General features: G+C 56.1%; 17 protein-coding genes. 12 read left to right on the top strand and 5 right to left on the bottom strand.

Features of this window, described 5'->3' with window-relative positions; all coding sequences use genetic code 11:
• Nucleotides 1-22: 22 nt before the first annotated feature.
• The 5 genes from SYC_RS00260 to SYC_RS00240 all read left to right on the top strand — a co-directional run bounded on the left by SYC_RS00260 (nucleotide 23) and on the right by SYC_RS00240 (nucleotide 6,313).
• Nucleotides 23-910, top strand: a complete 888-nt coding sequence (locus tag SYC_RS00260) for a S1 RNA-binding domain-containing protein (protein ID WP_011242361.1) — start codon at nucleotides 23-25, stop codon at nucleotides 908-910.
• A 3-nt stretch (nucleotides 911-913) separates the two neighbouring features.
• Complete coding sequence (locus SYC_RS00255) at nucleotides 914-1,771, top strand: Tab2/Atab2 family RNA-binding protein (RefSeq protein WP_011242360.1); 858 nt, start codon at nucleotides 914-916, stop codon at nucleotides 1,769-1,771.
• Between the two features lie 3 nt (nucleotides 1,772-1,774).
• The gene (locus tag SYC_RS00250; RefSeq protein ID WP_011242359.1) at nucleotides 1,775-3,064 is read left to right on the top strand and encodes a TldD/PmbA family protein; all 1,290 of its coding nucleotides are present in this window, start codon (nucleotides 1,775-1,777) and stop codon (nucleotides 3,062-3,064) included.
• Between the two features lie 146 nt (nucleotides 3,065-3,210).
• The gene (locus tag SYC_RS00245; protein ID WP_011242358.1) at nucleotides 3,211-5,790 is read left to right on the top strand and encodes a chloride channel protein; all 2,580 of its coding nucleotides are present in this window, start codon (nucleotides 3,211-3,213) and stop codon (nucleotides 5,788-5,790) included.
• Nucleotides 5,791-5,872: 82 nt separating this feature from the next.
• Nucleotides 5,873-6,313, top strand: a complete 441-nt coding sequence (locus SYC_RS00240) for a DUF1036 domain-containing protein (RefSeq protein WP_041676883.1) — start codon at nucleotides 5,873-5,875, stop codon at nucleotides 6,311-6,313.
• Between the two features lie 62 nt (nucleotides 6,314-6,375).
• Here SYC_RS00240 and manS read toward each other — a convergent pair whose 3' ends face one another.
• Nucleotides 6,376-7,686, bottom strand: a complete 1,311-nt coding sequence (gene manS, locus SYC_RS00235; protein ID WP_011242356.1) for a photosynthesis regulation sensor histidine kinase ManS — start codon at nucleotides 7,684-7,686, stop codon at nucleotides 6,376-6,378.
• Nucleotides 7,687-7,811: 125 nt separating this feature from the next.
• Between manS and SYC_RS13970 the strand changes: the two genes are divergently transcribed.
• The 3 genes from SYC_RS13970 to SYC_RS00225 all read left to right on the top strand — a co-directional run bounded on the left by SYC_RS13970 (nucleotide 7,812) and on the right by SYC_RS00225 (nucleotide 10,363).
• Nucleotides 7,812-7,949 (top strand): hypothetical protein, encoded by a 138-nt coding sequence (locus SYC_RS13970; RefSeq protein WP_173282507.1) that lies wholly within the window; start codon nucleotides 7,812-7,814, stop codon nucleotides 7,947-7,949.
• A gap of 109 nt (nucleotides 7,950-8,058) precedes the next feature.
• Nucleotides 8,059-8,844: an N-acetylmuramoyl-L-alanine amidase gene (locus tag SYC_RS00230; protein ID WP_155813843.1), complete on the top strand. Its 786-nt coding sequence runs from the start codon at nucleotides 8,059-8,061 to the stop codon at nucleotides 8,842-8,844.
• A 40-nt stretch (nucleotides 8,845-8,884) separates the two neighbouring features.
• Nucleotides 8,885-10,363: a protein adenylyltransferase SelO gene (locus tag SYC_RS00225; RefSeq protein WP_011242354.1), complete on the top strand. Its 1,479-nt coding sequence runs from the start codon at nucleotides 8,885-8,887 to the stop codon at nucleotides 10,361-10,363.
• Here SYC_RS00225 and SYC_RS00220 read toward each other — a convergent pair.
• Nucleotides 10,299-10,835, bottom strand: coding sequence for a DUF2062 domain-containing protein (locus tag SYC_RS00220; RefSeq protein WP_011378096.1), 537 nt, complete (start codon nucleotides 10,833-10,835; stop codon nucleotides 10,299-10,301). The genes SYC_RS00225 and SYC_RS00220 overlap by 65 nt on opposite strands.
• Between SYC_RS00220 and mnmE the strand changes: the two genes are divergently transcribed.
• Complete coding sequence (gene mnmE / locus SYC_RS00215; RefSeq protein ID WP_041676881.1) at nucleotides 10,834-12,222, top strand: tRNA uridine-5-carboxymethylaminomethyl(34) synthesis GTPase MnmE; 1,389 nt, start codon at nucleotides 10,834-10,836, stop codon at nucleotides 12,220-12,222. The two genes, SYC_RS00220 and mnmE, sit on opposite strands and share 2 nt — an antisense overlap.
• 1 nt (nucleotide 12,223) lies before the next feature.
• On the opposite strand, the gene SYC_RS00210 is transcribed toward mnmE, so the two are convergent.
• On the bottom strand, nucleotides 12,224-13,903 hold the full coding sequence (locus SYC_RS00210) for a M14 family metallopeptidase (protein WP_011242351.1): 1,680 nt from the start codon (nucleotides 13,901-13,903) through the stop codon (nucleotides 12,224-12,226).
• A gap of 149 nt (nucleotides 13,904-14,052) precedes the next feature.
• A complete protein-coding gene (locus tag SYC_RS14195; protein WP_419756857.1) occupies nucleotides 14,053-14,127 on the bottom strand; it encodes a hypothetical protein in 75 nt (24 codons plus the stop codon).
• A gap of 445 nt (nucleotides 14,128-14,572) precedes the next feature.
• Between SYC_RS14195 and SYC_RS00205 the strand changes: the two genes are divergently transcribed.
• Nucleotides 14,573-15,034, top strand: a complete 462-nt coding sequence (locus SYC_RS00205) for a hypothetical protein (RefSeq protein ID WP_162010015.1) — start codon at nucleotides 14,573-14,575, stop codon at nucleotides 15,032-15,034.
• A 53-nt stretch (nucleotides 15,035-15,087) separates the two neighbouring features.
• On the opposite strand, the gene SYC_RS00200 is transcribed toward SYC_RS00205, so the two are convergent.
• Complete coding sequence (locus tag SYC_RS00200; RefSeq protein WP_041676877.1) at nucleotides 15,088-15,555, bottom strand: cyclin-dependent kinase inhibitor 3 family protein; 468 nt, start codon at nucleotides 15,553-15,555, stop codon at nucleotides 15,088-15,090.
• 599 nt (nucleotides 15,556-16,154) lie between these two features.
• Here SYC_RS00200 and tatC point away from each other — a divergent pair.
• On the top strand, nucleotides 16,155-16,874 hold the full coding sequence (gene tatC / locus SYC_RS00195) for a twin-arginine translocase subunit TatC (RefSeq protein WP_231621402.1): 720 nt from the start codon (nucleotides 16,155-16,157) through the stop codon (nucleotides 16,872-16,874).
• 156 nt (nucleotides 16,875-17,030) lie between these two features.
• On the top strand, nucleotides 17,031-18,785 hold the full coding sequence (gene argS, locus SYC_RS00190; protein ID WP_011242347.1) for an arginine--tRNA ligase: 1,755 nt from the start codon (nucleotides 17,031-17,033) through the stop codon (nucleotides 18,783-18,785).
• The last annotated feature ends 167 nt before the right edge of the window (nucleotides 18,786-18,952 follow it).

The raw sequence follows: 18,952 nt of genomic DNA, 5'->3' as shown, positions 1-18,952 counted from the left end.
GAAAGTCCATCGTCCGAACAGTATGAGTCCTTCTGCCGCCAACACCCCTTCCTACGACGACTTTGCCCTAGCCTTGGAAGCCCAGTCGCTGGATTCCCAAAAAGGCCAACTGGTACGCGGCAAGGTCTGCGAATACAGCACCGATGGGGCCTACATCGACATTGGCGGCAAAGCGCCGGCCTTCTTACCTAAGCGCGAAGCGGCTCTCCACGCTGTATTGGACTTGGAAGCGCATCTCCCCAAAGATGAAGAGCTTGAGTTCCTCGTCATCCGCGACCAAAACGAAGATGGCCAGGTGACGGTGTCCCTGCGAGCCTTGGCCTTGGAACAGGCTTGGACCCGCGTCGCTGAGCTACAGGAAGGCGGCCAAACCGTACAGGTCAAGGTCACCGGTAGCAACAAGGGCGGCGTCACGGCAGATCTGGAAGGGCTACGCGCTTTTATTCCGCGATCGCACCTGAACGAGAAAGAAGACTTGGACAGCCTCAAGGGTAAAACCCTGACGGTTGCGTTCTTGGAAGTTAACCGCGCCGATAAAAAGCTGGTGCTGTCGGAACGGCAAGCGGCTCGCACGGCCTTGGTGCGGGAAATTGAAGTCGGTCAGTTGATCAACGGCAAGGTGACGGGGCTGAAACCCTTTGGCGTCTTTGTTGATTTGGGAGGGGCGACGGCGCTGCTGCCGATCAACCAAATCAGCCAGAAATTTGTGGCGGATGTCGGCGCAATCTTCAAAATTGGCGACCCGATTCAAGCCTTGGTCGTGGCGATCGACAACACCAAAGGTCGGATTTCACTCTCGACCAAGGTGTTGGAAAATCACCCCGGCGAAATTCTTGAAAACGTTGCGGAATTGCAAGCCTCTGCCGCCGATCGCGCTGAGCGAGCCCGTAAGCAACTGGAGTCGCAGTAGGGCATGACCCGCATTTGGGAACTCGATTTTTACTCGCGGCCGATCCTTGATGAGGCAGGCAAAAAGCTTTGGGAAGTGGCGATCGCGGAAACCGTGACCACTGTTGAGGCTCCCGCCGTGACTTTTCGCTATGCCGACTTTGTCACCGGCGATCAGGTCAACTCGGTGACGCTGCAGGATGCCTTGAAAAGCGCGATCGCCGAAGCAGGCACGCCCCCCGATCGGATTCGCTACTTCCGGCGGCCGATGAACAACATGATTCGCAAGGCCTGCACGGATCTGGGGCTCCCCTGTCAGCTCAGTCGCCGAACCGTCAGTCTCCACAACTGGCTGGAAGAGCGGCGACAGCAGGTCTATGCGACGCATCCCGGCTACAACCCTGGCCCAGTTGCAGGGGTTCAGATGCCCGACGAAGCCCCCCAGCCCTTGCCTGATGCCCTGCGGGGCGATCGCTGGGCCTTTGTCGATTTGCCCTTCGCGGCACTGGCGGAGCATGGGGAATGGGGGATCGATTTTGGGGAAGCTTTCCCGCTGGCTGGGATTGATTTGCCCGACGAGACACCGATTCCTGGCCTGATCATCTTTGCAAGTCGCGCCATGCCGATCGCCGCTTGGCTTTCGGGACTGGAACCGGCTTGGCTAACCTACGATTCGCCAGCCAAACAACTGCTCTTGGAAACGGGTGGCAGTGAGCGCTGGACTTTAGCAGCACTGAACGTCCCAGCCCTTCAGCAGGAAGCGACTCAGTTTAACGCTGCGAAACAGGCGGCAAAGGGACTGCACTTCTTGGCCGTGCAAGTCGATCCCAACAGCGATCGCTTTGCCGGTTTCTGGTTGCTGCGCGAGTTGCCGCTAGGGTAGGCGATGAGCAGCGAATTGCAGCCGGAACAACTGCTAGATTTAGCACAGCGATCGGGCGCGGAGCTGGCTGAGGTCTATTGGACGAGCAGCGAATCCCGTCCGGTCTACTTCGAAGCCAATGAACTGAAGCAACTGGAGTCCACTCAGTCGGAGGGGGTCGCTCTGCGCTTGTGGCGGCAGGGCAAACCCGGGCTAGCGGTGGCCTATGGCGCCGTCGATCCACAGCAATTGGTCGACCGAGCCTGTGCCCTCAGTGATCTCAATGATCCAGAAGAACCGCTTTTAGCCGATCCTTGGCAGGCGCAGTTTCCCGATTCGCGATCGCCGGTGGCGGTAGAGGCGTTGATGACCGCAGGGCGCTCGGCGATCGCCCACATCCGCGACCGCTATCCGGCAGTACTCTGCAGCGGCGAATGGACCTGTAGTCAGGAAGCGGTGCGCCTGATCGACAGTCGGGGGCTGAATCTACAGCAGCAGGATGTTAGCCTCAGCGCCTATCTGCAGGTGGAGTGGACGCGAGGCGAGGATTTTCTAGCGGTTGGCGAAGAGGCCTTAGACCAAGCAGTCTTGGATCCAAACGCCCTGACCACCTCAATTTTGCAGCGCTTGCAATGGGCCGAGCAAAGCGTACCAGCACCTCAAGGGCAACGCCCAGTGGTGATTGCGGCCCGAGCGACGGATTTACTCTGGGGCACCGTGCAAGCGGCCTTGAATGGTCAACGGGTGCAGGAAGGTAGCTCACCTTGGAGTGAGCGGCTGGGCAATCGCATTCTCAGTCCGGCAGTGACACTCAGCCAAAGACCTGACTTTGGACCCTATGCCTGTCCTTTTGATGATGCAGGCGATCGCACCCAGACATTCACCCTGATTGAAGCCGGGGTTTTGAAGGGCTTCTACCGCGATCGCCGTTGTGGTTCGCATCCAAGCGAGAAAACGGGCAATGGTTTCCGCCCTGGGCTGGGAAGCTATCCCCAACCGGCACTGGTCAACTGTTGCTTAGAACCGGGCACTGCTTCTTTGGCTGCACTGATTGCCGCGATCGACGATGGTATTCTGCTCGATCAAACCCTAGGCGGTGGTCCCGATTTAGCGGGTGATTTTTCCGTCAACGTTGACCTGGGCTATCGCATTCAAAACGGCCACATCACTGGCCGAGTCAAAGACACCATGCTGGCGGGGAATGTCTACACTGCCTTGCAAGACTGTCAGCTGGCCAACGACCTGAGTTGGCAGGGTAACTGCTGGACTCCTGCGATCGCAGTGCCAGCGCTTTCCCTGGTCAGTGCGACGTAGGCAAGCTGGGAATCGGCGTCCTGCCCCACAACAGTGAAGGCGAGCCTATGCGGGACTTGCTCACTCCGGTCGTCAGATCGGCCCCTTCAATCGCTGCAAATTGAGATCTCGCGCTAGGCTACACAAGCGTTTCGCTAACCTGACGCGTGTTTCGTCTGCGTTTTCCGCCACGGTTTGCTAAAGCGCAGCAGTGGGCTGTGCTGGAAGCTTGCGCAATCGGGCTGGTTTCAGGGGCGAGTGCCTTCCTGCTCAAACTGGGTGCAACGGGTGTTCAAGATCTGCGCGATCGCCCGGGACTGCCACTTGGCCTGCAGCTCCTTTTGCCACCGATTCTGGGCGCGATCGCCGGTTGGCTGGTGCAACGGTTTGCCCCCGAAGCCGAGGGCAGCGGCATCAGCCAAGTGCAAGCCGCACTGTCAGGCAGCCGCATCGCCTTGAACCTACGGGTTGCGATCGTCAAAATTGCCAGCACGATGCTGGTGGTTGGTTCAGGGCTGCCCCTAAGGCGGCAAGGCCCAACCGTGCAAGTGGGCGCTTCCCTCGCGGGTCAGATGAGCCAGTGGTTCCCCACCTCGCCAGACTACCGACGACAGTTGATTGCTTCCGGGGCTGCCGCTGGCCTCGCGGCTGGCTTTAATGCACCGCTAGCCGGTGTGATGCTAGTGCTGGAGCAACTGCTCCATGATGTCTCTAGCTTCACCCTTGGGACAGCAGTCCTCGCAGCCTTTATTGGGGCAGTTGTTTCGGGAATTCTCGGCAGTCAAAGCCTGAGTTTCAGCTCTGAAATTGTTGCTGCTCCAGCCGCCCTGACCGTGCCTGAGCTGCCCGTTGTCCTACTTTTAGGACTGTTTGCAGGGGGCCTAGGCATTTTGTTCAATCGCGGCTTGGCGTTCAGTCAACGCTGTTATGAACGCTTACCGCTCAAGGGGCTGCCTTGGCGGGTTGCGATCGCCAGTGGGATCTCGGCCTTACTACTGCTGTTGCTCCCTGCTGCGCTGCGGCAAGGCCTGAGTAACCCCTTTAGGGTGACCATCCCGGACAGTGGCTCGATCGCGTTGCTGATGTTGGCGATCAACTTTGGTCTGACGCTGGTGGCTGCTGGATCAGGGGCTTCTGGCGGGATTTTTGCGCCAGCGCTGGTGCTCGGTTCCAGTTTGGGTCTGGGCGTGGTGCTTTCCATTCAGGCGATCTTTTTGCAGGTTGGGATTCCGCTGCGGATCGATGCTCCGGCAACCTATGCCTTGGCGGGTATGGGCGCGATGTTTAGCGCCGTCACCCAAGGGCCGATCACGGCGATCGTGATTGTGTTCGAGATGACCCGCGATTTCAACGCAGTGTTACCGCTGATGGTGGCCTCGATTACCGCCTATGGAATTGCCAGCTTGGCGCGATCGCCCAGCAAAGCAGCCGCAGTGGTTGGCGCCTTGCCAACTCTCAACAGCAGCTTGGGTCTGACTGCTGCCCAGGTGATGGCTAGTCCTGTGGAAACTCTGGAAGCCAGCCTACCCCTGACTGAAGTAATCCAGCAATTCAACCGCACTCACCACCGAGGTTTTCCTGTTACTCAAAAAGGTGCTCTAGTCGGCATTGTTACCAGCTCCGATCTGGATGAACAAACCCTCAAAGGCAAAGGCGAGTCCGTGCGGCTCAGCGAAATCATGACGCCTCACCCGCTGACAGTTGCCCCCCAAGACACTCTGGCCCACGTTCTTTACGTGCTGAACCGCTTCCAAATCAGCCGGTTGCCCGTGGTCGATGGCCGCAAGCTGGTCGGAATCATCACACGAGCCGACATCATTCGGGCCGAATCGGAACTCCTAAGCGGTCAAGATATTGCTGCGACGCCGATCGCCCCCTCCTACGTCGCCTACGAAACGCGATCGCCCGCTACCGGCCAAGGACGTCTGCTAGTGCTACTGGCCAATCCGCGCACAGCTCAATCTCTGTTGCAGTTGGCGGCAGGGCTCGCCAGTTTGCGGAACTACGAGCTGGAATGTCTGCACCTGATTCCTGTCTCTCGCGAAGCCGATCCCTCTCAAACAGCAGTTTCAACTCTTGGAGCACGGCGAATGTTGCGGCAGGCCGAGCGGTTGGGCCGACGCTGGCAGATTCCGGTTCATACGCAAGTCCGGGTTTGTCACGATCTTTCTGCTGCGATTCTAGAAACGATTAGCGATCGCCACATCAACGATCTCGTGATGGGCTGGGGTGGCGGGGCTTCCTTAGCCCAACGGCTGTTCCGCGAAGGGATTGATCAGATTTTGCAGCAGGCTCCCTGCCGGGTGCTGTTGGTCAAACCCGGGGCTGCATTCCTGGCCAAGGCGCCACTCCTGCAGGGCGATCGCCCGACTCTGCCGCTACGCCATTGGCTGATTCCCCTCAGCGCCCAGGTGCCCCAGACAGGTTTGGCCGAGCCCTTGGAACAAATCCTGCAGTTGATTACCGATCCAGATATCTCCCTCTGTCAGATCGACCTCCCTCGACAAACCGTTTCAGCCAACCGTCTCCAGCAGCTGCAGCGACGACTGGAGAACCGCCTGCGGCAACCCATCCAAGCAGACTTGATCTGTGCGCGATCGGTGACAGCAGTGCTATTGGATGTGATGCAAAGTCGAGGGATCGAAGCGGTGATGCTATCGATGACCTTGGAACAGCTGCCCACCACAACCCTCTGGAAAGATCTGTTAGCACAGGCACCGCAAACCGTAATCATTCAGAGACGTTAACGCTTAGCAATAATTAAAGGAACATTGTTGTCAGTCAGGAATGAATCCCCGACACTGAAAGTAGATTTTGCGCCTGAATTGAATGAAGCAGTTATTCTCGGGTGTTCGCCAGGTTTGCTCGATCGCAGCAGTCTCAACGGTGGCGTGGTTAGGGTTCAGCAGTTTTGCAGAGCCAGCCAGTGCCGAACTGGTGATCTGCAACAAAACACGCAAGACCGTCAATCTCGCCGTCGGCTATAAGGAGGGAGAATCCTGGCGATCGCGGGGGTGGTATAGCATTTCCCCACGGGGCTGCGAAACGGTGGTTGGCGGCCGCTTAAAGCTTCGCTATTACTACTACTATGCTGAAAATACAGATGCTTCTCTGCTCTGGGAAGGCGACTACAATTTCTGCATTCGTGACCCCGAAGAATTCTCAATTTTAGGGGACCAAAACTGCGAACGTCGGGGCTACCTCACGCAAGGTTTCTCAGAAATTGACACCAAAAACGCCAAGTCATTCACCCTTGATTTAACGGACTAGCGCAAGTCGATAGTCTGGCTGGGTGATCGCTCTGGACACGAGTCAATCTAGGGCGATCGCGGTTAAAGGGAACGCGCTGCATCCGGCTGATTGAATGGTAGCCAAACGACCGCGGTTGTTCCTTGCCCGACTTGACTGCGCAGGTGGATTTTGCCGTGGTGACGCTCCACAATTGCTTGAGCGATCGCCAGTCCTAAGCCAGAGCCGCCGCGATCGCGCGGTCGCCGGGCTGGATCGGCACGATAAAACCGCTCAAAGACGTGAGGCAACGTCTCGGGACTGATGCCAATGCCGCTGTCGCGAACTTCCACTTGCAGTCCTTGATTAAGTGGCTGCACCTGAACCGTCACCTGACCCGATGCTGGTGTGTACTGCAGAGCGTTGGCGATCAAATTGGTGAACAGGCGAGCCAGTTGTTCCCGCACTCCAGTCAGCTGCAGGGCCTGATCCGCATCAGGCAGCTGTAAATCTAAGCTCAGGTTTTGCTCTTGGGCATAGAGACTTTGCTCCTCGACCACATCCAGTAGGAGGGCATCTAAATCGAGGTTTTGGATTGGAGCCGGTTGCTGTAGACCGCTATCTTGGCGGGCCAAGAACAGCAGATCATCAACAAGGCTGCCAAGGCGACGGGTCAAGCGTTCAATGACCTGCAAAACTTGCTGTTGTTCGGGGGCCAAGCCTTGGGGCTCAGTCAGGGCGGCTTGCACATTGGCCTGAATCGTCGCGATCGGATTGCGCAGTTCATGGGAAGCATCCGCCGTAAATTGCTTGAGCTGCCCGTAAGACTCGTAGACTGGGCGCATGGCCAAACCTGATAAAAACCAGCCGGTTGCCGCCACCGCAACCAGCATCAGAGCACTGCCAAAGCTGAGATCGATCAGGAGTTGCTGGATGGGCGCACTGACTTCAAACCAGGGATGACTAACCCGCAGGTAGCCCAGCAATTGGCGATCGAAAATGACAGGCTCAGTTAGCTGGCGTACCAAGGCCGGCTCATCGTAGGCGCTCGGGAAACTGACGGTTTCAGCTCGTCGGCTCAGGGATAGGGGCACGGCCAGTGGTGCATCGAGGGTGCTCCAGAGTAAGTCACCACTGGGGCTAAACCACTCCAAGTCAATGCGATCGGCTTCTGCACTGGCTTCGCGGCTGCGAAAACTGATCTCGAGGTTGACTTGGGGGGTGCGGCTGGGGCCCGTTGGTTCTATCACCAGCGATCGCTCGATCACTTCCACAACGTGGCTGAGGGTGTCGTCGACACGATCGATCAGCGTGCCGCGCGCATAGACATAAGCACTCACTGCAAAGGCCAGCAAGAGGATGGCAGTCAGCAGGGTGTACCAGATCGCGAGGCGGCGGCGCGTAGCAGAAGACATGGCGCAACGACAGGAAGCAATCGCTTTGATCGTGACACGATCGCTTGGCCAGCGTGGGCAGCTGCGATTGCAGCGAGATCGCTAATCTAAAGTTTGCCGTTTGCATCACATGAGGAGGTGCCGCAATGCCCGATGATTTACTGCCTTTTTTGGCAGGAATTGTAGTGCTCATACTCTATCTCTGCTGGTCGGCAGCCACGGAGATGGGAACCCGTTGGCCCAAGTGGCGATCGCCCCATCACGGCGATTCAGAATCGCGATAGAGCTTGCTCCGAGACAAGACTCTGGAGTTGCTAGGCTTGTGCTGGATTTGACAGACAGATCGTCAGATGATCTAGCAGAGTCGTGCCGATCCTTGAGGAGCGATCGCCTGTGTCCAGGCTTGTTGCAGCATTGTTGCGGCGCCGATTCTGGCAGCGTTTGGCCTGTTTGCTGCTCTTCCTAGGGGTACTGCTAACGGGGGTTCTTCTACACGACCGACAACAGTCGCAATCGCTGGTGCCCCTCCCTACTGCAATCGCCTTTCAACAGTTTTTTCGCCGTCCTGCACCCGAACTAGCGGACCAAACACCAGCCTCTGAGATTGCCTGGGCCCATCCCAATAATTACGGTGAGCGACTGCGCTTCAACGCCGATGGTAGCCTCGTCGACAACGAACCCTTGATTGTGCTGCATGAAACGTTCTACTCAGCCGATTCAGCGATCGATTGGTTCCCGCGCGGCGACCTTGAGGATTCTGAAGCTGCTAGCTACCACGCCATCATTCGCCGCAATGGTGCTGTGATCTCGATCGTGCCTGCTCAAGCCAAAGCCTATGGTGCGGCAGAGTCGGGCTTTGACACCGCCGAAGGACTGGAGACGCTCTACGGCGATCCCGAGCACCCACCTTCGGTCAATAGTTTTTCCTATCACATCTCCCTTGAGACGCCGCTAGATGGGCAGGATTCTGACCCCCCGCACAGTGGCTACACCGTCGCGCGGTACCGGAGTTTGGCTTGGTTGATTGCTCAAACTGAGGTTCCGGCAGAGCGCATCACTACCCATAAGGAGGTCGATCTCTCGGGGGAGCGGATTGATCCCCGGAGCTTTGATCGCGATCGCCTCTTGAAACAACTTCGCCAATTTCGCGATCGCCTCGCAACGGGAACCTCAACTTGAGAAACTCGTTGCAGCCAACTGGAAGCGGTCTAATAGAGGAATGCCAAGCACCAATCCCTTTTTGACCCTGCCCTACGAACCGGCGTTTGCCAGCCTCGGCAGTGAATTTTCCGATCCCGTTGAAGCTGCGACCTTCCCTGCGCACCAGCTGCGGTTCCGCAATGATCGCCTACTGCCCATCCTCGGGCTCGATCCGGCAACGGTGGCAGATGAGCACTTCATTGAGGCGTTTGGCCGCTTCCAAGGGCGATCGCCGCTGCTGGCGATGCGCTACCACGGCTATCAATTCGGCATTTACAGCCCAGACTTGGGCGATGGTCGCGGTTTCCTCTACGGCCAAGTACGTGGACGCAACGGCTGGCTCTACGACTTTGGCACTAAGGGATCGGGCCGAACACCCTATTCCCGGGGCGGCGATGGCAAGCCCACCCTCAAAGGGGGAGTGCGAGAGGTGTTGGCCTCAGAATTTCTCCAGCGACTTGGGGTACGGACAGGGCGTTGTCTGAGCTTGATTGAAACAGGCGAGGAGCTCTGGCGCGGTGATGAACCCTCGCCCACGCGATCGTCGGTGATGGTGCGCTTTAACCGCACTCATATTCGCTTTGGCACCTTTGAGCGCCTGCACTACTTCAAACGGGCGGATCTGGTGCGGCAACTGCTCGATCATGTAATTGCGACCTACTATTCCCATCTACTGGGTGACCCTGAGGCCGATGCCAAGTTCTACGCAGAACTGACGGAACGGACTGCGGATCTAGCCGCGCAATGGATGGCCGCTGGGTTCTGCCACGCCGTCCTCAACACCGACAACCTTTCGATTGTGGGCGAAAGCTTCGACTATGGCCCGTGGGCATTTCTCGATCGCTTCGATCCAAAGTTCACCGCCGCCTACTTCGACCACAGTGGCCGCTATCGCTACGAGAATCAGCCCGGCATCTGCCAGCTCAACCTGGAGTTACTGCAAGTGCCCTTGGGCATGGTGATGTCGGCAGCCGATCTGGAAGCTGGCATCGCAGGTTTTGGCGATCGCTACCAAGCAACCTACAGCCGCTTGATGCTGCGGCGTCTAGGCTTTGAAGCCGATCAGCTCCATTCAGCGATCGCGGATGACTTGATCATCACCACGCTGCAACTGCTGCTGCGCGCACCAATCGGCTATAACGAGTTTTTTGCCAGACTCCGCGCTCAATTCCAACCCAGTTGGCGCAGTGACCTCAGCGCAATTTTGCCTGATTGGATCACGACTGACCTAGAAGCCTTGCCGGAAGCCCAGTGGCAAGGTTGGCGCGATCGCTATCACCAGCTGCTCACCCATCTACCCGAGTCGCAACTGCCGCTCATTCAGCAGCAGCTCGCCCAAGCCAATCCAGAGATTTCACCCATTCGTCCGGTGGTTGAATCCGTTTGGGACCCGATCGCAATCGATGACAACTGGGAGCCATTAGAAGCGCTGCTCAATCGTTGGCGGCACGACGGTGACGGCGCTGCTGATGGTGCCGTTGTGCCAAATGCAAACTAATCCAGTAGGCAGCAAAGCCAAGGGCGATCGCCACCAGAAGGCTACCCAACATCAAGGCATGGAGGAAGTCGCTTCCTAAGTCCTGCAGCGTTTGCCAAGAGCTAAGCTTTTCCAGAGTCAGCAGGCGGTTGTCGGTGGGCACAAACAGCCGCCCCAACTGGAAATTGAAGCTGAACAACGGCAGATAGGTGAAGGGATTGCTGATCCAGGTTGCAGCCGCCGCTAGAACCTTGTTGCCTCTCAGAATCGTAGCGAGGCTGACCCCAATCAAAATCTGCAGACCAAATAGCGGGAAGCAGCCGGCAAACACACCCAGACCAATCCCCCGTGCCAGTGCTTTCGGGCAGGTTTCAAGGCGCAACGCGCGGTAATACCAATAGCGACAGCGGCGTTGCCAACGTTGCGGCCAAGTGTATCGACGCTGGCGGGCGGATAATAACACCGGAACCGTTGCTCCTTGTTCAGCTCGCATGGTCGGTTTTTCAGGCGACACCATTGCTGCGATCGCCACTGCCATTGTTCCTCAACAGGGCAGTGTTGGCATCGTGCGACTGTCGGGGGCGGCAGCAACTGAGATCGCTCGCCAGATTTTTCAGATTGCCGGGCAACAACCTTGGGAAAGCCACCGCATTCTCTACGGTTATATTCGCGATCCAGAGTCGGGGAGACTGGTTGATGAGGCGCTGTTATTGCCAATGTTGGCACCCCGCTCCTATACGCGGGAAGACGTGGTCGAGTTGCACTGCCACGGCGGTTTGATGCCAGTTCAGCAAACGCTGCAACTCTGCATTCGGGCTGGCGCAAGGCTGGCAGAACCGGGAGAGTTTACGCTGCGGGCCTTTTTGAATGGCCGCTTGGATCTTAGTCAGGCCGAGAGTATTGCCGATTTGATTAGTGCCCAATCGCCTCAAGCAGCACAGGCTGCACTAGGGAGCTTACAGGGCAAGTTAGGGCACCCGATTCGCCAGCTCCGCGATCGCTGTCTGGACATTTTGGCGGAAGTCGAAGCCCGCATCGATTTTGAAGACGATCTACCGCCGTTGGATTTGGAGGCGATCGCCGCTCAATTAACGGCTGCGGGTGCGGACATGCAAGCGATTTTATCAACTGCCGATCGCGGGGAACTGTTGCGTACGGGCCTGAAGATTGCGATCGTGGGGCGACCCAATGTCGGTAAATCCAGCCTGCTCAATGCTTGGAGTCGCTGCGATCGCGCCATTGTCACTGACCTACCCGGTAGGACTCGCGATTTGGTGGAATCGCAGCTGATCGTCGGCGGTATTCCCGTGCAAGTCCTAGATACGGCTGGTATCCGCGAAACCAGCGATCAGGTGGAGCAAATTGGGGTTGAGCGATCGCGCCGAGCCGCTCAGTCAGCCGACCTCGTGCTGCTGACGATCGATGCCAGTGCCGGTTGGAGCGCTGAGGATCAAACCATTTGGGAAGCAGTGAGCGATCGCCCTATCCTATTAGTCATCAACAAACGCGATCGCCTGTCAGAAGCAGAACGCCACGCGATCGCTCTGCCGCAGCAGGAGTTTAAGGCGATCGTTTGGACAGCCGCTGCACAACAAAAAGGGATTGAGGATTTAGAAGCCGCCATTCTGGCAGCAGTCGGAACTGGCGACTTAACCAGTGCCAATTGGGATTGGGCCTTGAATCAACGGCAAGTTGCCGCCTTGACAACTGCTCAAACTGCCCTGCGACGTGTCGAAGAAACCTTGCAAGCGCAACTTCCTCTCGACTTTTGGACGATTGATTTGCGAGAAGCGATTGCTGCGCTTGGTTCAATCACCGGCGAAGGGATCGCCGAGTCGATGTTGGATCTGATCTTTAGCCGCTTTTGTATCGGCAAATAGGTCAGTTCAAGGTCAGTTGTTGCTGCAATTTACCTGCGCGCGGGTGACGAGCTTCGATCGTGATCACTTGACCGCGATCGCCCCGAATAATCCACTCTGCTTTAGCGCGATCGCTGGTGGGATCGGCCTCGGGCATCACGCCTTTTTGCGATCGCCCTTCCAATTGCCCTAGCTCTTGCCGTGCTTTACCTTGGCAGAGTTCGATACCCTCGGGAAGCTGGAGTTCTGCAACGAGCGGATCAACTAAATGCCGCTCCAGAGCCTTTTGACTGATGTAAGTTGGCAACCAACCACTATTTTGTAACACGAACTTGACTTTATAGAGGCGATCACCCAAGGCTTGAACTTCAGCCCTAATCACTTCGAGCTGCGGCGCAATTTGGAGCTGCCAGAGCAACCATTGCGGAAAGCGATCGAGTTCGGCTTGCAGAAACTTTTGGGGCGGATTGCGCCAAGTGTGCAAGTCATCCCAACCGCCGAGTTCCAGCGGTCCTAACTGCGGATGCTCAAAGGGATACCAGTCAATAAAGCCTTTGCCTTCTAACTCGCGATCGTTCCACTCTAGGAACTTTAAGTCGTCTTCAACTGGATGCTCACGGAACCAATCAATCCAGTCGTATTTTTCGATACCAGCGGCCTTCTGCGGGCTCCAAATCTCGACTGTCCAAGCAAATAGCCCTAGATGATCGTAGGCCCAGTCATCAAAAACGCCAGTCGTAATCTCCTTGGGATGATAGCGGAAGTTATCATAAACCCCGATCGCCGGATAGCCGGTTTGTTCTTCACCCGCTTTGCCAATCACTTCATAAGCCCGCAGATCTGCAACCGGGAAAGTATCATCTGGTTTATGACTGTAGGGACGCAGTAATACACCACTAAATGTATGGAAAGAAATCGCTGCGAATAGATTGGTGCGATCGCTCAAAAATTTGACGACAGCTTGTACTTCTGGTTCCGAAGCGGGGAAAGGTCCTGCTCCCAGTTGCTCATGCTCCGGTCGCCAATCGATCGGGTAATTGCGATTGAGATCTAAGCCCTGCTGACGGGGTTGCAAGGGAATTAAATCGCCGTCGTAGTCTTGAATCAATCCTTCTGGCAGCACTCGATAGTACTGACCTCCAGTCTCAACTGGATCGCGACGAACCAATAGGCGTGGTTCCTGCGGATGGACTTTCCAAGCCCCATGCGGATCGGGAATGCGCATCAACAGAATGCGGCCATCACCATCAATATCGGCTTCTTGCAAGCCACTAGAATCGCGATCGCGCAAGGGATAGGGTCTCGTACTCGATCGCAGAAACTGAGGCTGATCGGCGAGGGCTAACTCAGCACCATCAGGATTTTGGCGCGGACATAAATAAATGGTGCAGCGTTGTAGACAGCGTTGAACGACCGGATTACCTTGCTCAAATCCTCGCAACAACACCTGCAAAAAGTGCAGACATGCACTAGAAGCTGCTAGCTCGGTGGCGTGAATATTGCCATCAATCCAGAGGGCTGGTTTCTCCGTATCATCGCCTTTGCTGTAGTCCGTGATTCGCAGCAGCCAAAGCTCTCGTCCTTCATGGCTTTTGCCTAAAGACTCCAACTTCAGCAATTGAGGGTAGGCAGCTGCACAATCCTGCAGGAGTTGAGTCAGCTCGTCATAGCGATAGAAGCGATCGCAAGCAAAGTTCAGCATGTGAAAGAGGAGTGCAGGGGAAGCAACGATGAATGACTGTCAGTCGGCAGCTGATTGAGATTTAAGCCAGATTAAGTCTGAACTCAATTATGCCGAGTATTGAGGCGCGATCGCCAGCCTCTAGGGGCATACATAATGACCAAAACACCTCACAAAACAATCCGGACCCCCAGCAGATCAAACTTGTCAGGATTAATGCGATCCATAAGCCAATTCCAAGCAATCGATAATGCAGCAAAGATAGCGCCATAGGTGGTGAAGGCTCAACCAAAGTGAGTCGGTAACAGGATTGGGACCACTCAATCCAAGCCAAGGATCAAGACACCTAGCACCACTGACCCGACATTCGTGTTCTTGTGCGGCGTGAGCTAAACAAGATATCTACCACCAATTTTGCAAATCCCCGTGAGAATAAAAAATCTAGATTGAATCACTCTCTTTGCTGGCCCAAGTAATTAATTCTTAACCCAGGTGAATTATTCAGATCGCTAGCGATGAGCGATCGCCATTTGATTAGGGCTAGGGCTGATTGATTTTCAGTCAAGAACGACGAGCATTTAATCCAGTTGCTTTCGAGACTGTGACTTATGCCATGCGACCCAAGCAGCGTCCGGAGCCACACGATGGCTAGGTTGTCGCTTGGCTTCGGCGTTTTACCCCCCAGCCGTTGTGACAGAGAATGGAGTCAGTGCCCAGCAACTGTCCATGGAATTCTTGCAGCTCCTTCCGGATCCCGCGCTCACGCTCATCATCGTTCTTGGGACGCTGATAGGTATTTGGAGCTTTCAAGCGATTCGCATTGTTCTTGGGAGCCGCGGCCTGACTGAGGCGCTAGGCGAATTTGTGGCGATGATCGGTCAAGGTCGCCTCGAAGCGGCTTACGCCAGCCTGACACCTGCCTATAAAGGTCGTGTGCCGTTCAAGGAATTCAAGCGAGTGCTGCAGCGAACTGGCCTGCGGCAGTATCTGCGATCGCGGCCAGGCAAGCCCGATCTGCAGGGCGATCGCGTTGTCCTGCCGGTCACTCTCTCCCTCCGCAATGGTCAGAGCCAAGATCTAACGGTGACGTTCCTCCGCGAGGGTAAAGGCTGGAAGATCGACGATTTTGATGTGGCTGTCTTCGATCGCTAACAGCAATTGATCATTCAGCGAGTGAGCATTCCAGGCTTTATAGTTCATCAGGGCTAGATTTTCGCTGCAATTTTGTAAATGATTTGTTCTTGAGCATGAGTTTCGATCGCTCGTGGACGAAGTGCTCGTACGGCTGCGATCGCGGCTTCAGGGGGTTGTCCTTTGGTGACTAGAATAGATGCAGCCAACATACCCGTACGCCCCAGACCTGCATGACAGTGAATGACAATCGTTTCCCTCGCAGATAGCGCTTGAATTAAATCTGTAATGAGTAATTGATAAGTCTCTAAGTCAGTCGGTGTTCCGCCATCGACAATGGCTAGACGTGAGAGCGCAATCCCCTGCTGCCGGACTGCTTCGTAGAGTGTAGGAATTCCTATCGCTACAAGTTCGTGGTCTTCAATGAGGGAAACGAGGCGATCGCAGAGATAGTGATGCTTGAGACGTTCGAGATCCGTGATCAAATCACGATCCCACTGACCGATGAGACCCTGACTTTTACGTCCTGGAGCGAGGGTCATCCCCAACTGACCCGCAAGACCGTGACTACTAGGAGGAAGAAAATCAACTCTGAGTGGGTGGGAGATAGAAGTGAGTTTTGCCATGATTTTTTGAGAATCTGAGACTCTCTATATCTGAGTGCTGATACCATGCCCCCAGATAGCAAGTCTGCTTTTGATTCTCCTTGCAGGGAGCTTCTGGAGAGTTAACCCCTTTAATCCGTTGCCGCTGCCACTGCTCGAAGCTGAGAGCCTCTACAAAGATCTAATGCCACTTATTGATACCGGGAGCGGCAATCAAATCTTCGAGACCTTGGTCAAGTGAAGGCGAACCAATCGAGGCGGTCAGAGTTATCCCTCATAATTCGAGACGCTAACCTTTCTCTCAGACTGCTTGGCGCGATCGCCCAACTACTGCCAAGCACTGCTGAGTCGAGCCGGGGACTCTCGCATTGCCGCGAGGTACTCCACAATGGGAAAGACTGCTGCGCTGGTGAATCATGACGCCACCCTCCTCCGATCTGGAAACTACGGCAGCGCCGACCCTCTATCGTCCTTCGGAGACTCCGGCCTCAGAACCGGAACCTGAGGCAGAGGCATTGCCCGAAGACGATGTGGAAATGTCGTTGTTCGATCACCTCGAAGAACTGCGGCAGCGTCTGTTTTACAGTGTGGCAGCGGTGGCGGTGAGTGCGATCGCCTGCTTCGTCGGCGTGCGTCCGCTGGTGGCATTTTTGGAGCGCCCCGCCCAAGGGATTCGCTTCCTGCAGCTTTCACCTGGCGAGTTCTTCTTTGTTTCGATCAAAGTCGCAGGCTACAGCGGCCTCTTGTTGGCCAGCCCAATCATCCTCTACCACGTCATCCGCTTTGTTTTGCCCGGGCTCACCCGACGTGAACGACGCATCCTCACACCCGTGGTCTTAGGCTCCTCGGTGCTGTTTTGGGCGGGTTTGGGCTTTGCTTACTGGCTATTGATTCCAGCAGCACTCAACTTTTTTGCCAGTTACGGCGCGGATGTCGTCGAGCAAATTTGGTCGATCGAGCGCTACTTCGAGTTTGTGCTGTTGCTGTTGTTCAGCACGGGCCTGGCGTTTCAGGTTCCCGTGGTGCAGCTCATTTTAGGTGCACTGGGAATTGTGGATGCCCGGCGTATGCTGGCGGGCTGGCGCTATGTACTGCTGGCTGCTGTCGTTCTGGGCGCCGTGCTAACGCCTTCGACCGATCCACTGACCCAAAGCTTGCTGGCCGGCGCCGTAACAGCGCTCTATTTGTTTGGAACTGTTCTGGTGAAATTCCTCTGCAGCGATCGCCCTGAAGAAGAAGTCTCGGTCGAGGGTTAGGCCTCGCCTAGATCTTGCCTGCAGTCCAGAATCATCGTGCTCACTCAAGACCCTGTCTCTGCTCAAGCCTCGACTGCTGAGACTGCCTGCGGGCTGACGGCTGCTGAACGGTGAGATGATGGGGAGATTGTCCCAAGCATGCTCAAGATTTTGGTAATGGCTGCCCCTCTCGCGCAACTTCGCGATCGCTTTCAAGCGGCATTGGCCGCGAGCTTTGGTCCCGAGTGGGCAGCGACGGATCCTCTGCTTGTGCCCGCCACCAATCCTAAGTTCGGCGACTATCAGTCGAATGTGGCAATGTCTTTGGCGAAGCAACTTGGCCAACCACCTCGGGCGATCGCAGAAACCCTTGTTCAAAATCTTAATCTGGCCGATCTCTGTGAACCGCCTGCGATCGCGGGGCCGGGCTTCATCAACTTCACGCTGCAGCCGTCCTATTTAGTTGCGCAACTGCAACAACTGCAGACGGATGAACGGCTAGGGATTCAACCGGTCAGCCCACCGCAGCGCGTGATCGTCGACTTTTCTAGCCCCAACATTGCCAAGGAAATGCATGTTGGTCACCTGCGATCGACGATTATTGGTGACAGTATTGCGCGGGTGCTGGAGTTCCAAGGCCATGAGGTGCTGCGGCTCAACCACGTCGGCGATTGGGGCACCCAGTTTGGCATGTTGATTGCCTTCCTGCAGGAGCAATATCCGCAGGCCCTCAGTCAGCCAGATGCACTGGATATCAGTGACTTGGTAGCGTTCTACAAACAGGCCAAGGCGCGCTTTGACGAAGACCCGAGCTTCCAAGAGACGGCTCGGCAGCGCGTGGTCGATCTGCAGTCGGGTGAAGCTACGGCGCGTCAGGCATGGCAGTTGCTTTGCGATCAATCGCGGCGCGAATTTCAGAAAATCTACGATCGCCTCGATATTCAGCTCGAAGAACGGGGTGAGAGCTTCTACAATCCCTATCTGCCAGCGATCGTTGAAGACCTGCGGCGACTGGGTCTGCTGGTGGAAGACCAGGGCGCACAATGCGTGTTTCTGGAGGGCTTCCAGAACAAAGAAGGTCAGCCCTTGCCGCTGATTGTCCAGAAAAGTGACGGTGGCTATAACTACGCCACGACGGATTTGGCAGCACTGCGTTATCGCCTGGGTCAAGATCAGGCCCAGCGGATTATCTACGTTACGGATTCGGGGCAGGCCAATCACTTTGCCCAAGTTTTCCAAGTGGCGCAACGAGCGGGTTGGTTGCCAGCGGCTGCGCAGATTGAGCATGTCCCTTTTGGGCTAGTGCAGGGAGAAGACGGTAAAAAGCTGAAAACTCGCGCTGGTGACACGGTCCGTCTGCGGGATCTGCTAGATGAAGCGGTCGATCGGGCTCGCACGGATCTGACGACCCGCATTGCTGCTGAAGAGCGATCGGAAACCCCGGAATTTATTGAAGCCGTGGCGCAAGCGGTTGGTCTTGGCGCGGTGAAGTACGCTGACCTTAGCCAGAACCGCAACAGCAACTACATCTTTAGCTTTGACAAGATGCTGGCGCTGCAAGGCAATACGGCGCCTTATCTGCTCTACGCCTACGTGCGGATTCAGGGCATTGCTCGCAAAGGTGGCATTGATTTTGCGCAACTGGATCCCGTGGCTGCAGAGCTGACGGAACCCACTGAGCGATCGCTGGCGAAGCAAGTGTTGCAACTAGGTGAAGTCCTAGATGAAGTCGCCCGCGACCTGCTGCCAAATCGCCTTTGCAGCTATCTGTTTGAACTGAGCCAAACCTTCAACCAGTTCTACGATCGCTGCCCAATTCTCAACGCGGAAGAACCCCAGCGCACCAGCCGTCTATTGCTCTGCGACTTGACGGCACGAACTCTCAAGCTAGGCCTATCGCTGCTGGGAATCTCGGTGCTGGAGCGGATGTAAGACGCGATCGTTTTCGGGGCAGATGAATGAGGCTGTTGCTATCAAAGCTCTAACCTCATTTAGAGCGGTCTCTCGTCTAGTTAGGACGGTTAGTGAAGAGGACAATCCTCTACCTCTAGGACAACTTAAGTCTCCTTGTTTCGCCCTTGAGACAGTCTCAGCTAAAA

It is taken from the genome of Synechococcus elongatus PCC 6301 (assembly GCF_000010065.1).
Classification (GTDB): Bacteria; Cyanobacteriota; Cyanobacteriia; order Synechococcales; family Synechococcaceae; genus Synechococcus; species Synechococcus elongatus.
Note: the sequence above shows the minus strand (reverse complement) of the source record. Positions and strands in the feature narration are given on the sequence as shown.

What these genes read in the sequence shown, in the direction of transcription:
- SYC_RS00200 (WP_041676877.1), bottom strand. Translation starts at nt 15,555, where the DNA reads ATGACCCTCGCTCCAGGACGTAAAAGTCAGGGTCTCATCGGTCAGTGG.
- SYC_RS00225 (WP_011242354.1), top strand. Translation starts at nt 8,885, where the DNA reads ATGCCAAGCACCAATCCCTTTTTGACCCTGCCCTACGAACCGGCGTTT.
- SYC_RS00240 (WP_041676883.1), top strand. Translation starts at nt 5,873, where the DNA reads ATGAAGCAGTTATTCTCGGGTGTTCGCCAGGTTTGCTCGATCGCAGCA.
- SYC_RS13970 (WP_173282507.1), top strand. Translation starts at nt 7,812, where the DNA reads ATGCCCGATGATTTACTGCCTTTTTTGGCAGGAATTGTAGTGCTCATA.
- mnmE (WP_041676881.1), top strand. Translation starts at nt 10,834, where the DNA reads ATGGTCGGTTTTTCAGGCGACACCATTGCTGCGATCGCCACTGCCATT.
- SYC_RS00260 (WP_011242361.1), top strand. Translation starts at nt 23, where the DNA reads ATGAGTCCTTCTGCCGCCAACACCCCTTCCTACGACGACTTTGCCCTA.
- SYC_RS00250 (WP_011242359.1), top strand. Translation starts at nt 1,775, where the DNA reads ATGAGCAGCGAATTGCAGCCGGAACAACTGCTAGATTTAGCACAGCGA.
- manS (WP_011242356.1), bottom strand. Translation starts at nt 7,686, where the DNA reads ATGTCTTCTGCTACGCGCCGCCGCCTCGCGATCTGGTACACCCTGCTG.
- SYC_RS00255 (WP_011242360.1), top strand. Translation starts at nt 914, where the DNA reads ATGACCCGCATTTGGGAACTCGATTTTTACTCGCGGCCGATCCTTGAT.
- SYC_RS00210 (WP_011242351.1), bottom strand. Translation starts at nt 13,903, where the DNA reads ATGCTGAACTTTGCTTGCGATCGCTTCTATCGCTATGACGAGCTGACT.
- SYC_RS00220 (WP_011378096.1), bottom strand. Translation starts at nt 10,835, where the DNA reads ATGCGAGCTGAACAAGGAGCAACGGTTCCGGTGTTATTATCCGCCCGC.
- tatC (WP_231621402.1), top strand. Translation starts at nt 16,155, where the DNA reads ATGTCGTTGTTCGATCACCTCGAAGAACTGCGGCAGCGTCTGTTTTAC.
- argS (WP_011242347.1), top strand. Translation starts at nt 17,031, where the DNA reads ATGGCTGCCCCTCTCGCGCAACTTCGCGATCGCTTTCAAGCGGCATTG.